Raw genomic sequence first — 13,908 nt, 5'->3', positions numbered from 1 at the left:
CGCTGCGCTTTTGCCCGCCCTGCGGATGTCGAGCGTTCTATCTCGTACTCGCCGACACCAGCCCCGCGATGTCCACATAGGTGCGCACCAGCGGGGCGACGAAACGATGCGCCGATGTTTTGGACACCAGCGTATCGTGCAGGATCAGATGATCGATGCCGGTATTGATGAAACACGCCATGGCGTCGCGCGGAGTCTCGACGATCGGTTCGCCCTTCACGTTGAATGACGTGTTGAGCAGCACCGGTACGCCGGTGAGCGCATCGAATTCCTTGAGCAGCCGATAGAGCACAGGATTGGTGTCTTCCGTGACGGTCTGGATGCGCGCCGTTCCATCGATGTGCACAATGGCCGGAATCTTCTCGCGCCATTCGGGGCGCACCGGGGCGGCGATGAGCATAAACGGCGAATCCTGATCGCCTTCGAAAATCTCTCTGGCGCGCTCGGCGAGCACAATCGGCGCGAATGGCCGGAACGGCTGACGGTGTTTCACGCGTGAGTTGAGGATGTCCTTCATCTCCGGCCGGCGCGGATCGGCGATGATGCTGCGATTGCCGAGCGCGCGCGGGCCGTATTCCGAGCGGCCCTGAAACCAGCCGATCACTTTCTGGTCGGCGAGCAGCCTGGCCGTATCGCGGCAGATATTGTCGCTGCGTACCGCACTGGTCTGCGCCTTGACCAGCGTGCGCTGGGTCGCTGCCTCGACGTCGCGATCTGTATAGGCACGGCCGGTGTAAGAGTGGGTCATTACATAAGAGCGCGGCTGCTTCTGTACCTCCAGCAGGCCGTAATAGGCGCAGCCGATCGCGATGCCGTTGTCGCCGGCGGCGGGCTGGATCCAGACATTCTCGAAGCCGGCTTCGCGGGCGATGCGGCCATTGGCGACGCAGTTCAGCGCGACGCCGCCGGCAATGCAGAGGTTCTTCGCGCCGGTCGTCTCGCGCAGCCAGCGCGCGCGGGCGAGCAGCACCTTCTCGGCGTCGTCTTGGACTCGCCAGGCGATATCCTCCCAATGCCGCATCGACGGATGGGTGTCCCACTTGCCATCGCTGTCGGCGATATAGGGCTGGTTGTATTCGGGGGTCCAGCGCGGCACGCTGAGTACGTTGTCGGTGATGTCCATCAGCGGCTTGACCTGGTCGCGGCGGCCATAGGGCGCGAGCCCCATCAGTTCACCGCATTTGTTCCAGTCGCCGAACACATAGGTCGACGCGCGGCTGTAAAGCGCCCCGAGGCCTGGCATGTTGTAGAATTCGTCGCTGAGGAAGCCGCGGTCCGGCTCCATCCAGACCTTCTTCAGGCAATCGAGCTGCGTACCCTTGAACGTGTAATAGCTCTCGGATTCCCGGGCGAGCTTTGAGCCCGGCTCGCCGTCCGGATAGGTCTCCATGACGTCGGAGCGATAGCTGCCGACGCCGTCGACGATCATGATCGCGCCCTCCTCGAAGGGGCAGACGGCGAATGCGCTATAGGCGTGCGCCAGATGATGCGAGATCGTTTTGACCTTGCCCGTGCGCGCCCGAAACAGCGGATGGACGCTGGCGTCCTGCCGTTCATATTCGGGCAGGAAGCCCGGCATGTCCTGATAGATCAGGCGGTCTTCCATCTCCGGAACCGGCAGGATGTAGCAATTGCTCACCACCAGATCGACGTCGTCCAGCGTGATGCCTTCGGCGTCGAGGACGTAGTCGATCACTTCCTTGTAGAACCCCGTCGCGTGTTTCTCGCGGGTAATCCGCTCCTTCTCGATCGCATAGGCCAGCGCGCCGTTGCGCAGCAGGCAGGCGCTGACGTCGTGATCGTAGGTGTTGAGACCGAGGATATAGCTGGGTTTGGGCATGAATCAGCTTCTGACAATTCGCGGGAAGGGACGAATGATGGGATCGAGCTGCTAACGCAGACGCGGTGGGTGAGACTGACCGCATATTCGCAGTTGCGAGGCGGAGCGATCAGCATAGTGCGAGGCAATATGAAGAGAAGATGAACGCAGGAGGTCAAAAGCGAGGTGACGCGTGAAGGTGCGCATTCGTTCGTAGGGACAGCGTTGCCGGCAACTTGACCGCCGTTCGAGCTTGACCCTATTGTAAAGTTGTTCGTGCGTGCACGCCTTGTGATGGCCATATTACTATTCTGGTTTCAGCACCTGTGTGAATCAAGAATTGCTCACTGAACGATTCGAGGCCGGAAGCATTCTAAAGCCGTGCTTCTGCAGAATGGGAGTTCCTAAGAATGGCTCAAACCAAAACGACCCGCCATAATATCGTGACCCGCTGCCTGGCAGCGATGGCGCTTGTGTCTGTCTACTGTGTTGGTCTGATCGGCGCGTCGACGGTGTTGCTCACGAGCAGCACCTCGGCCGAGGCCCGTGGCGGTGGTCGCGGTCGTGGCGGCGGCGGTTGGGGCCGTGGACGCGGTGGCGGCTTCTATCGTGGCGGCGGTCGTGGCTATGGTCGCGGCTATGGCTTCTACGGTGGACCGCGCTTCGTGGCGCCGGGCTGCTATTTCAGCCGTCGCTGGGGCCGAGTGGTCTGCCCGTACTAAGTCATAGGCGCTACGGCGCTGAATGAACGAGATGGAGAGGCGCGCCGGGTAACCGGGGCGCCTTTTGCTTTCCAGGCTCGCCTTTCTCCAGAAAACGGGCCTCTCCTTCGGGAATGATTTGTCGAAAGCTACCCTCCTTGCACAACGCTGAAGTCGCTTTTGGCATGCCATCTTGTGTTTTCTCATCCAAATTCCAATGTCGGCATGGCAAGCTTGCGCGCCCGCGCATGGCGATTCGGTCCTCCCACCCTGGAACCTTCATGAGCGCCCTGTTCTCTCCCTTCAAGCTGCGCGATCTCACGCTGCCGAACCGCATCGTCATTGCGCCGATGTGCCAGTATTCTGCCGAAGATGGCCGCGCCACCGACTGGCACATGATCCATCTTGGCAATATGGCCCTGTCGGGCGCCGCCATGCTGGTGATCGAAGCGACCGCCGTGGAAGCCATCGGCCGCATCACACCCGGCGATCTCGGCCTCTATAATGACGCGACCGAAGCCGCGTTGAGGCCGGTGCTGGCGGCAATCCGCAAGCATTCGAACATTGCCGTTGGCATGCAGATCGCCCACGCAGGCCGTAAGGCGTCGAGCCACGCCCCATGGGATGGCGGCCAGCAGGTCCCCCTCGACAAAGGCGGCTGGGTCGCCCAGGCGCCCTCGGCCATTCCGCAGAAGCCCGGCGAACTGGCGCCGCAGGAGATCGACGTTGCCGGCCTCAAGCGCATCCGCGATGCCTTCGTGGCCACGGCGAAGCGCGCCGAGCGGCTCGGCATCGATGCGCTGGAGATCCACGCGGCGCACGGCTATCTGCTGCACGAATTCCTGTCGCCGATCTCCAACCAGCGCACCGACAATTATGGTGGTTCGCTGGAAAATCGCATGCGCTTTCCGCTCGAAGTATTCGACGCTGTGCGCGCAGCGTTTCCGGCCCACAAGCCGGTTGGCGTCCGGGTCTCGGCGTCGGACTGGGTCGAGGGCGGTTGGGATGTCGAGCAGACCATTGTGTTCGCGCAAGAGCTCAAGAAACGCGGCGTTGACTGGATGGATGTTTCGTCCGGCGGTGTCTCGCCGCAGCAGAAGATCGCGCTGGGGCCGGGTTATCAGGTGCCGTTCGCTGAAGCCGTGAAAGCGGCGACGGGACTGCCGACGATTGCGGTGGGGTTGATCACCGAAGCGCAGCAGGCTGAAGACATCGTGGCCTCCGGCAAGGCCGATCTGGTCGCCATCGCACGTGGCATTCTCTACGATCCGCGCTGGCCGTGGCACGCGGCGGCGCAGCTTGGCGGTCAGGTGCAGGCGCCGCCACAATACTGGCGCTCGCAGCCATCGACGCAAAAGGCGTTGTTCGGCGATACGACGTTCGGCGGGCGCTAAACCACTTCAAGGCGCCTCACTTTCAACACCCACACATTGTCCCGCAAGCCCGGTGCGATGTGTGGGTGTTTGTCGTTACGGCGCGTCCACTCCGCGAATGGCAGCCCTGCGGCAGCATCGTGTTTACATGACAGAATGTCGCACCTACACAGCGCAAAATTCTGCGCCGTAAAATAATCGTGGCATCCGGCGCTGCCCGCCTGTCGAGAGGAGCCCCGCCATGGCCCGCCATTTCCTATGGCTTCTGCTGATCCCCTTCGTCGGCCTGCTCTGGGTCCCGTTCTACAATTTTCATGATCCGGTGCTGTTCGGCTTTCCGTTCTTCTACTGGTACCAGCTCGCCTGGGTGCCGATGACCGCCTTTCTGACCTGGCTCGCTTACCGGACTTACGCCAATGAAGACTGAGCTCGATATTCCCGCGGTTGCGGTCTTTCTGTTCTTCTTCGCGCTCGTCACCGTGATGGGCTTCGTCGCCTCGAAGTGGCGCCGCCCGAAAACGCTGGCCAGTCTCGACGAATGGGGCCTTGGTGGCCGCCAGTTCGGCACCTGGATAACCTGGTTTCTGGTCGGCGGCGATTTCTATACCGCCTATACGGTGATTGCCGTGCCGGCACTGGTCTATTCGGTCGGTGCTTACGGCTTCTTCGCGCTGCCTTACACGATCCTGGTCTATCCCATCGTGTTCATGGTGATGCCGAGGCTGTGGCAGGTCGCCAAGGACAACGGCCATGTCACTGCCGCCGACGTTGTGCATGGCCGCTATGGTTCACGCATGCTGGAAGCAGCAGTCGCCATCACCGGTGTCGTCGCCACCATGCCCTATATCGCGCTGCAGCTGATCGGTATGGCCACGGCTGTGAAGGCGCTTGGCTTCGAAGGCGAATTGCCGCTGATCGCGGCCTTTGTCGTGCTCGCGCTCTACACCTACTCTTCGGGCCTGCGCGCGCCGGCATTGATCGCCTTCGTCAAGGACATCATGATCTATATCGCCGTCATCGCGGCAGTGTCAGTGATCCCCGGCAAGCTCGGCGGCTATGCCGCAGTGTTCGACGCCGCCGATCAGGCATTCAAGGCCAAGGGCTCGGGCAGTATCCTGCTGCAGCCCAGCCAGTATGTCGCCTATGCCACGCTGGCACTTGGTTCGGCGCTCGCGGCCTTCATGTATCCGCATACGCTGACCGGTATCTTCGCCAGCAAGAGCGCCACGACCATCCGCAAGAACGCCGTACTGTTACCGGCCTATACACTGATGCTCGGCCTGCTGGCGCTGCTCGGCTATATGGGCCACGCCGCCAAGTTGAAGCTCGCCAGCAATAATGACGTGGTACCGGCGCTGTTCCAGACGCTGTTTCCGAGCTGGTTCGCAGGCTTCGCTTTTGCGGCGATTGCCATCGGCGCGCTGGTCCCGGCAGCGGTGATGAGCATTGGGGCTGCCAATCTCTTTACCCGCAATTTCTGGAAGGCCTATGTCAATCCGCAGGTCGATACGGCGGGCGAAGCCGCGGTGGCAAAGATCGCGTCGCTGGTGGTGAAGGTCGGTGCGCTGCTGGTGATCATCTATCTGCCGACGCAGTTCGCGCTCGACCTTCAGCTTCTCGGAGGCCTGTGGATCCTGCAGACGCTGCCGGCCTTGATCTTCGGCCTGTTCACCCGCTGGTTCACCGCGCCGGCATTGCTGGCCGGATGGGTGGTCGGCCTGTTTGGCGGCACATATCTGGCCTGGACGGACGGCCTCAAGCCGCTGCACTTGCTGTCTATCGGCAGCTTCCAGGCGACGGTCTATGTCGGGCTGATTGCGCTCGTCGTCAATATCGCGGTCGCAATGCTGGTCAATCTCGTGGTGCCGAAGCCGGTCGCAACGGCCGAGGCGGCGGGCACGTAACGGCCTCATTGTAAAGCCGCGCGCGCATTGTTTCCGGCGCGCGCTGGCTTTATTGTCCGCGCGAATGCCCGCCATCCCTGTGCGGGACCGCCGGATGGAGCTTGCCTGAGTGACTGAATCGATGCGCATCGGCACGCGCAAAAGCACCATGGCGCTGGCCCAGACCGAAGAGATCGCGCGCCGGCTGGCGGTGGTCGCGCCGGAACTGGCCGTCGAGATCGTGAAATTCGAGCCGGTCGGCGACCGCGACCAGACCAGCAATCTCCTGAAGCATGGCGGCAAGGGCGGCGCTTTCGTCGGCGAAATTCGCGCGGCCGTGCTCAAGGGTACGCTGCATGCGGCGATGCATTCGCTGAAGGACATGCCCGGCAATGAAGACACGCCGGGTCTCGTGATCGGCGCCACGCTGGTGCGCGATCCGCCGACCGATGCACTGGTGCTGCGCGAAGGCGTCAGCCTCGACGATCTCAAGCGCACGCATGGCAACGGCTTCAAGATCGGCACCAATGCCGTACGCCGTGCCGCCTATATCCGCCGGCTGTTTCCCGAGATTGAGGTGATCCATTTCCGCGGGGCTGCCGATACGCGCGTGCGCAAACTCGACAATGGCGAGATGCAGCGGCTCCCTGATGGCGACGAGGTCGGCCCCGCCGACGCGCTGATCATGGCGCGTTCAGGCCTCGAGCGTGTTGGATTAGCGAGCCGCATCGCACGTGATTTCACGCCGCAGGAAATGTTGCCGGCCGTGGGGCAGGGCATCGTCGCAGTCGAATGCGCGGCGCATGATTGGGCCTCGCGGCGTCATCTGTCACTGATCGACGACCCTGCGGCGCATCTGTCCTGCGATGCCGAGCGCGAGGTGCTTTGGGTGCTGAACGGCCACTGCAATTCGCCGATCGCCGGCTATTCGGTGATCTCAGGGCACGAGATGTCGCTGACCGCATCAGTGCTGGATGAAGCCGACGGGCGGTTCATTGAGGTAACGCGCATAGGGCCGGCGGATCGTCCGCGCGAACTGGGGCGGGCCGTCGGGCTGGAGCTGCTCGACAAGGGCGCCGGCGCGCTGATCGAGGCCAATCGGCCGGCGGAGTAGGTTCTTCCTGACCTCGCCCCGCTTGCGGGGAGAGGTCGATCATTACATGCGAAGCATGTGATGATCGGGTGAGGGGGAGTCAGTGTTTCTCTCGCTGTCTCCCCCTCACCCGTCTTCGCTTCGCGAAGCCACCCTCTCCCCGCAAGCGGGGCGAGGACACGAGCGTCCCGCTATGTGCTCTCCGCCACCCCCACCGACCACAGTGCGAACGCATAGACGATCGCGATCTCATCCAGGCGGTCGAAACGCCCGGACGCGCCGCCGTGGCCGGCGCCCATATTCGTCCGCAGCAGCACCGGGCCTCCACCCGTCATCGTCGCGCGCAGCCGTGCGATCCATTTCGCCGGCTCCCAATAGGTGACGCGTGGATCGGTGAGTCCACCCATCGCCAGAATCTTCGGATAGGCTTTCGCCGCGACCTGGTCATAGGGCGAGTAGGACAGGATGGTCTTGAAGTCGGCTTCGCTCTCGATCGGGTTGCCCCATTCGGGCCATTCCGGCGGCGTCAGTGGCAGCGTGTCGTCGAGCATGGTGTTGAGCACATCGACGAATGGCACTTCGGCAACGATGCCGGAGAATAGCTCGCCGGAGCGATTGGCGACGGCGCCCATCAGCATGCCGCCGGCGCTGCCGCCATGGCCAACGATGCGCTTCTCCGAAGTGTATTTCGCTGATATCAGCGCACGCGCAGCCGCGGCGAAATCGTCGAACGAGTTCGTCTTCTTGTCGCGCTTGCCGTCGAGATACCAGCCCCAGCCCTTGTCGGCGCCGCCGCGGATATGCGCGATGGCATAGACGAAACCGCGATCGACCAGCGACAGCCGGTTGGCGGAGAACGACGCAGGCATCGCCATGCCGTAGGAACCATAGCCATAGAGCAGCAGCGGAGCCTTGCCGTCCCGTGCCAGGTCCTTGCGATGCAGGATCGACACCGGGACTTCGGCGCCGTCATGGGCTTTGGCCATGATGCGCGTGGTGACGTAGTCAGCGGGGTTGTGGCCGGACGGGATCTCCTGACGCTTCCGCAAGGTGCGTTCGCGCGTCGCCATGTCGTAGTCATAGACTTCCGACGGCGTCGTCATCGACGAATAGGCAAACCTCAGCGTGGTCGTATCGAATTCGTAGCCGCCCATGGTGTCGAGCGAATAGGCGGCTTCGTCGAAGGCGATGGCGTGTTCGTCTTTGGTGGTGAGATCGCGAATCACAATCGACGGCAGAGCATTGGCGCGCTCCAGACGGACGAGATGGCCGGCCGTGAGATCCATGTCGAGGACATAGATGCCCTCGCGATAGGGAATCAGGTCTTTCCAGTTCGTGCGCGCGGGCGCCGCTAGCGGCGCGGTGACGATCTTGAAGTCGATGGCGCCATCGGCATTGGTCAGGATGAACAGCTCGTCGCGGCGATCGGCCAGCGAATACTGCACGCCATCTTCGCGTTTCGCCACGAGGCGCGGCGGCGCGTCTGGCGTGTTGAGATCAATCAATTGCTGCTCGGACGTTTCATGATCGCCGCCGGCGATGACGCAGAAGCGGCCGCTGGCGCTTTCATGGATGTGGGTGAACCAGCCGGAATCCTGCTCCTCGAATATCAGCCTGTCGTCGGCCTGTTTGGTGCCGAGCTTGTGCAGCCAGACCTGCATCGGGCGATGGTTGTCGTCGAGCTTCACATAGAAGAAGGACTTGCAGTCGAGCGTCCACACCACGCCGCCATCGGTCTCCTCGACCACGTCGTCGAGATCGCTGCCAGTGGCCCAGTCACGCACGCGGATGGTGAAATATTCCGAGCCCTTGACGTCGGCACTCCAGGCTTCCAGCGCATGATCGGGTGAATGGCGGGCGCCGCCGAACTTGAAATATTTGTGGTCGGCGGCAAGCCTGTCGCCATCGAGAATGATGGTGGCCTCGCCGCCATCCCGCGGCATGCGGCCGAATAATTCATGCTGGCCGCCCTCGCGGAATTTCCGCAAATAAGCATAAGGGCCATCCGGCGACGGGACGCTGGAATCGTCTTCCTTGATGCGGCCGCGCATTTCCGCAACCAACTTGGTCTGCAGCGCCGCCGTGCCGCCGAGCAGGCTCTCGGTATAGGCGTTCTCGGCCTCCAGATAGGTGCGGATCTCCGGCTCCAGCACGCTGGGATCGCGCAACACCTCCTGCCATTTGGCATCCTTCAGCCAGGCATAGTCATCGGTCACAGTGATGCCGTGGGTCGTGAAGGAATGCGGATGACGCGGCGCAACCGGCGCGGGCATGGAGGATGTCTGCTTTGTCATGAACGCTCTTTTCGCGGAAGCCTGATCAGATATGATTGCGTCACACGCGCGCATCGGCGCCTGCCCGCATATTGGATATTCTATGGATATAGAGATTATCGACCGCCTTGCCATCCGCGATCTCATTGAAAACTGGGTGGTCTGGCGCGATGCCGGCGACTGGGACCGCTTCCGCACTGTCTGGTTCGACGATGGCCGCATGGTGGCCACCTGGACCCAGGGCACCGCAGACGAGTTCATCGCCATGAGCAAGGCCGGCTGGGCCAAGGGCGTCTCGATCATGCACTTCCTCGGTGCGCAATCGATCGACCTTGCCGGCACCCGTGCAGTGTCGCAGACCAAGATGACCATCGCCCAACGCGCGCTGGTCCATGGCGTCAATGTCGACGTGATGCTGACCGGGCGGTTCTACGATTTCCTGGAGAAGCGTGACGGCAAATGGGGCATGGTGCTGCGCCAGCCGATTTATGAGAAAGACCGCATGGATCCCGTGGTGCCCGGTGCGCCGCTGAAGCTCGATGCGGATCTGCTCGCGAGCTTCCCCGAGGGCTATCGCCATCTCGCTTATCTGCAGAGCCAGATTGGCTATCAGATCAAGCCGGATATGCCGGGGCTGCGCGGTGCCGCCGTGGAGGCGCTTTATGCCAGCGGCAAGAAATGGCTGAACGGCGAAAAGCTGGATCGGTAGCCGCCTTACCCTCAGCCGTCATTGCGAGGCGCCTCTTGGCGACGAAGCAATCCAGTCTTTCCTTGTCGCTTTCTGGATTGCTTCGTCGCTCCGCTCCTCGCAATGACGTGGATAGTTGATAAAGAACAAAAAAGACTGGGAGAAACAACATGCCCGACTTCATCACCCTCGATGCACTGGTCCGTAACACCGCCGCATCCAAGCCGACCAAGATCGCCGTGATCGATGCTGATCGCCAGATCGACTACGCCGCATTCGACGCACTGATCGACCGCATCGCTGCGTCACTGCAGGCGAGCGGGGTGAAACCGCGTGACGCGATCTCCATCTGCGCGCTGTCGTCGATCGAATATGCCGCGGTGTTTCTAGGTGCGTTGCGCGCCGGCGTCGCGGTGGCGCCGCTGGCGCCGTCATCGACGTCGACGGATTTCGCGGCGATGGTGAAGGATGCGGCGGCAAAAATCCTGTTCATGGATGACGCGACGGCGGCCCCCTTTGCGGATGCTGCGATCGATCCGTCGGTCCAGCGCATTGCGCTTGATGGCGGCAAGGCCGGAAAGCCGTTCGCGCAATGGCTGGCGCCGGAAGGCGTGAAGCCCACACCGGTGACGGTCGATCCGGAATGGGTCTTCAATATCATCTATTCCTCGGGCACGACTGGTACACCCAAAGGCATCATCCACACCTGCTACATGCGCTGGCGGCAATATGGCCAGCTCGATCCGCTGGGCTATGGGCCAGATGCGGTCACTGTATTGTCGACGCCGCTTTATTCCAACACCACGCTGGTCTGCTTCAATCCAACGCTCGCCGGTGGCGGCACTTTGGTGCTGATGAAGAAGTTTGATGCGCGCGGCTTCCTTGAACTCAGCGCCAGACATCGCGCAACCCATGCGATGCTGGTGCCGGTGCAGTATCGCCGTATCATGGCGGTCGAGGACTTCGACAGTTTCGATCTGAAGTCCTTCGTGATGAAATTCTCGACCTCGGCGCCATTCGGCGCACTGCTGAAGGCCGACGTGCTGAAGCGCTGGCCCGGCGGGCTGACCGAATATTACGGCATGACCGAAGGCGGCGGCACCTGCGTGCTGCTGGCGCATGAACATCCGACCAAGCTGCATACGGTCGGGCAGCCTGCACCGGACCATGAGATTCGCTTGATCGATGAGGACGGAAATTTCGTCGCGCAGGGCGAGATCGGCGAAGTGGTTGGGCATTCGCCTGTCATCATGCAGGGCTATCTCAACCAGCCCGCCAAGACTGCCGAGACGTTCTGGCACGACGCTTCCGGCAAACGCTATGTGCGGACCGGTGATGTCGGCCGCTTTGATGAGGACGGCTTTCTGCAGCTGATGGACCGCAAGAAGGACATGATCATTTCCGGCGGTTTCAACATCTATCCGAGCGATCTCGAAGCCGTACTGACGAAACACGACGACGTGCTCGAAGCCGCTGTTGTGGCCATGCCGTCGGAAGAGTGGGGTGAGACACCGGTCGCCTTCGTGGTGATGAAGGCGGGTGCCTCGGTCGATGCGCCGGGACTGAAGGCTTGGACGAATGAGCGTGTCGGCAAGTTCCAGCGACTCAACGATGTCGTGCTGGTCGATGTGTTGCCGCGCAGCGCCATCGGCAAGGTGCTGAAGCGCGAGTTGCGAGACCGCAAGCTGGCGGCGGATTTGTCGGTTTAGAGCACTGGCCTATCAGGTGTCGTCCCCGCGGAGGCGGGGACCCATAACCACGGTCAGTATGGTTCAAGCGGCAGAGTTATAGCCACAGCGTCTTTTCCAACTCTTCGGCGTGTATGGGTCCCCGCCTCCGCGGGGACGACGGCTGAGTTTGGGATCGCCGCCTCAATAATGCGGCGGAGGTTCATTCCGCGGCGCACCGCTGTTGCTTTCGGCCTCCTGCAGCCGCTCGCCGAGCGTGGCAACCTGCCGCGTCAGCATGTCGATCTGTTTCCACTGGGCGGTGATCGTCGTATTCAGGGTCTCGATCGTGTCGTCCTGATAGGCGACGCGAGTTTCGAGTGCGTCGATACGTTCGCGTAAGCCTGTCAGGTCTTTTGCGGTCTCACTCATCGGATGCGCTCTCCCGCAGCATCGCAAAATCTTCCGAATTGATCGGCAAGTCAGGCTTGATCGACTGGCTTTCGACGAGGCCATGACCGAGCGCGACGCGCTGGTCAAACACGAAGCATTCGCCGCGCCAGCGGCTCTCGGCCTCAGGGATCTCCTCGAGATATTTCAGGATGCCGCCCTTGAGATGATAGACGTCGACGAAACCGCGCGAGAGCAGATACGAACTCGCCTTCTCGCAGCGGATGCCGCCGGTGCAGAACATCGCGATTTTCGTGTGCTTGGCGGGATCCAGCGTACGCGCCACGAAATCCTTGAACTGGCCGAAGCTTGCGATCTCCGGATCGACCGCGCCCTCGAACGTGCCCATCGCCACTTCGAACGCGTTGCGCGTATCGAGCACCAGCGTGTTCCCGTTAGCGATGAGATCGTTCCAGTCGGCGGCGTCCACATAGGTGCCAACCGTCTTGGTCGGATCCGTCTGGGGATCGCCGAGGGTGACGATCTCCTTTTTCAACCGCACCTTCATGTGCAGGAACGGCATCAAGCTGGCGCGGGAGAATTTCAGCTCCAGATGGTTCAGTCGGCCGCTGAACATCACGCCGGTCTCAAGTTCGTGCACCAGCGCATCGATGGCGGCGTCTGTCCCGGCCACGGTGCCGTTGATGCCCTCGTCGGCCAGCAGGATCGAGCCTTTGATGCCGAGATTGATGCAGAGTGCGCGCAGCGGCTCGCGCAATTGCCGAAAATCCGGCAGCGCGGCGAATTGATAGAGGGCGGCGACCTTGAACATGGCGGGGGTTTACCAGCCGGACCCGCGAGGGGGAAGTCCGGGAACTGGCCGAAATATCGTTGCCATCAGGGCTTTGGGCCGGATGCTCCCCTGCGCAGGTATTGACCTATGTCATACCCGGCGAAACCAGCGCAACGCGTAGTGCCAGAACGCAAAAAACCGGCCCCTTACGGGACCGGCTTCTTTTGCAGCGTCACCTGCGACCGACGGAGGAGTCAAAACTCCGCCGGTTGGAATTGGTTAAAGTTTGCGGTTCGCAAAATCCGACGCCTTGTCGGCGGCGTCCTTGGCAGCCTGCTTGGCATCGCCGACGGCCTTCTGCGCGTGGCCCTTGCCTTCCTGGATCAGGCCTTCGCCCTGCAGGCGGTCAGAGCCGGTCGCTTCACCGATGCCCTGCTTGGCCTTGCCGATGGCTTCGTTTGCGGTTCCCTTGATCTTGTCTGCGGTGGCACCCATGGGATACTCCTGTCATGTAGCAGACGCAGTTCCGAGACCATTCTCGATACGCGCTGCTTGAGCTTCGCAGAGACAATTGCCAGCTCAATTGAATGTTCCTCACTCCCGGGGGCGTGATGCCGCATGCGGTGGCAGCATTTCTTCGGAACCCAAGAAGGCATTGAAATGTCCGGTCACGGCCACGATCACACTCATCCGCACGATCACGCGCATGATCATTCTCACGACCATGATCCAGATCGCTGGAAGCACGACGGCATTCGCGTCATTCCCGCCGACAATCTCGATACCAACGTGCCATCGACCAAAGGCATGGACCGTGCGGCGGCTATCAATTTCGCGCGCGTCGGCGCGCAGAAACTTTGGGCCGGCACCGTGTCGATCCAGCCGGATGCCAAGACCGGTGCGCATCATCACGGCCATCTCGAAAGCGTCATCTATGTGGTAAAGGGTAAGGCTCGGATGCGCTGGGGCGATCGCCTGCAGTTTACCGCGGAGGCCGGTCCTGGCGATTTCATCTTCGTTCCGCCTTACGTGCCGCATCAGGAAATCAATGCGAGTGCCGACGAAGTGCTGGAATGCGTGCTAGTGCGCAGCGACGGCGAAGCGGTCGCCATCAATATCGATATCGAGCCGGTAGAGAAGCCGGAGACCGTGCTCTGGGTCGATCCCACGCATCCCGATGGCGCGGTGAAGAAGTAGTCATCAAGCTGAGGCCCTCGCCCGAGATTGG

Annotated in this window: 13 protein-coding genes; 8 read left to right on the top strand and 5 right to left on the bottom strand. The window is 61.9% G+C overall.

Annotation, left to right across the window (positions count from 1 at the left end; all coding sequences use genetic code 11):
• Positions 1–37 precede the first annotated feature (37 nt).
• Positions 38–1,840, bottom strand: a complete 1,803-nt coding sequence (locus tag BLW80_RS06015) for a carbamoyltransferase family protein (protein ID WP_093757181.1) — start codon at positions 1,838–1,840, stop codon at positions 38–40.
• 389 nt (positions 1,841–2,229) lie between these two features.
• Here BLW80_RS06015 and BLW80_RS06010 point away from each other — a divergent pair, with 389 nt between their 5' ends.
• From BLW80_RS06010 to hemC, 5 genes are all read left to right on the top strand, one after another.
• Positions 2,230–2,541, top strand: coding sequence for a hypothetical protein (locus tag BLW80_RS06010; RefSeq protein ID WP_093757180.1), 312 nt, complete (start codon positions 2,230–2,232; stop codon positions 2,539–2,541).
• 260 nt (positions 2,542–2,801) lie between these two features.
• A complete protein-coding gene (locus BLW80_RS06005) occupies positions 2,802–3,914 on the top strand; it encodes an NADH:flavin oxidoreductase/NADH oxidase (protein ID WP_093757179.1) in 1,113 nt (370 codons plus the stop codon).
• A gap of 220 nt (positions 3,915–4,134) precedes the next feature.
• Complete coding sequence (locus BLW80_RS06000; RefSeq protein WP_093757178.1) at positions 4,135–4,320, top strand: DUF3311 domain-containing protein; 186 nt, start codon at positions 4,135–4,137, stop codon at positions 4,318–4,320.
• Positions 4,310–5,797, top strand: coding sequence for a monocarboxylate uptake permease MctP (gene mctP, locus BLW80_RS05995; RefSeq protein WP_093757177.1), 1,488 nt, complete (start codon positions 4,310–4,312; stop codon positions 5,795–5,797). Before BLW80_RS06000 ends, mctP begins: the two co-directional genes overlap by 11 nt.
• A gap of 109 nt (positions 5,798–5,906) precedes the next feature.
• A complete protein-coding gene (gene hemC, locus BLW80_RS05990; protein ID WP_170849582.1) occupies positions 5,907–6,890 on the top strand; it encodes a hydroxymethylbilane synthase in 984 nt (327 codons plus the stop codon).
• Positions 6,891–7,060: 170 nt separating this feature from the next.
• Here hemC and BLW80_RS05985 read toward each other — a convergent pair whose 3' ends face one another.
• A complete protein-coding gene (locus tag BLW80_RS05985) occupies positions 7,061–9,163 on the bottom strand; it encodes a S9 family peptidase (RefSeq protein ID WP_093757176.1) in 2,103 nt (700 codons plus the stop codon).
• 82 nt (positions 9,164–9,245) lie between these two features.
• Between BLW80_RS05985 and BLW80_RS05980 the strand changes: the two genes are divergently transcribed.
• Positions 9,246–9,851: a nuclear transport factor 2 family protein gene (locus BLW80_RS05980; RefSeq protein ID WP_093757175.1), complete on the top strand. Its 606-nt coding sequence runs from the start codon at positions 9,246–9,248 to the stop codon at positions 9,849–9,851.
• A gap of 149 nt (positions 9,852–10,000) precedes the next feature.
• On the top strand, positions 10,001–11,539 hold the full coding sequence (locus tag BLW80_RS05975; RefSeq protein ID WP_093757174.1) for a class I adenylate-forming enzyme family protein: 1,539 nt from the start codon (positions 10,001–10,003) through the stop codon (positions 11,537–11,539).
• Between the two features lie 162 nt (positions 11,540–11,701).
• Here the strand turns inward: BLW80_RS05975 and BLW80_RS05970 are convergent, their stop codons facing one another.
• The 3 genes from BLW80_RS05970 to BLW80_RS05960 all read right to left on the bottom strand — a co-directional run bounded on the left by BLW80_RS05970 (position 11,702) and on the right by BLW80_RS05960 (position 13,175).
• Positions 11,702–11,929, bottom strand: coding sequence for a SlyX family protein (locus BLW80_RS05970; protein ID WP_089265841.1), 228 nt, complete (start codon positions 11,927–11,929; stop codon positions 11,702–11,704).
• Positions 11,922–12,719, bottom strand: coding sequence for an oxygen-dependent tRNA uridine(34) hydroxylase TrhO (trhO, locus tag BLW80_RS05965; protein WP_093757173.1), 798 nt, complete (start codon positions 12,717–12,719; stop codon positions 11,922–11,924). The genes BLW80_RS05970 and trhO overlap by 8 nt, the downstream gene beginning before the upstream one ends.
• A gap of 240 nt (positions 12,720–12,959) precedes the next feature.
• Entirely contained in the window at positions 12,960–13,175 is a 216-nt protein-coding gene (locus tag BLW80_RS05960) for a CsbD family protein (protein WP_089265843.1), read from the bottom strand.
• Positions 13,176–13,340: 165 nt separating this feature from the next.
• On the opposite strand from BLW80_RS05960, the gene BLW80_RS05955 reads away from it, so the two are divergent.
• Positions 13,341–13,877 carry a cupin domain-containing protein gene (locus BLW80_RS05955; RefSeq protein ID WP_089266238.1) on the top strand — a complete coding sequence of 179 codons (537 nt, stop codon included), beginning with the start codon at positions 13,341–13,343 and terminating at the stop codon, positions 13,875–13,877.
• Positions 13,878–13,908: the final 31 nt, after the last annotated feature.

Source organism: Tardiphaga sp. OK245, from assembly GCF_900108575.1.
Taxonomy (GTDB): Bacteria; Pseudomonadota; Alphaproteobacteria; order Rhizobiales; family Xanthobacteraceae; genus Tardiphaga; species Tardiphaga robiniae.
This window is presented reverse-complemented; position numbering and strand designations above follow the sequence as displayed.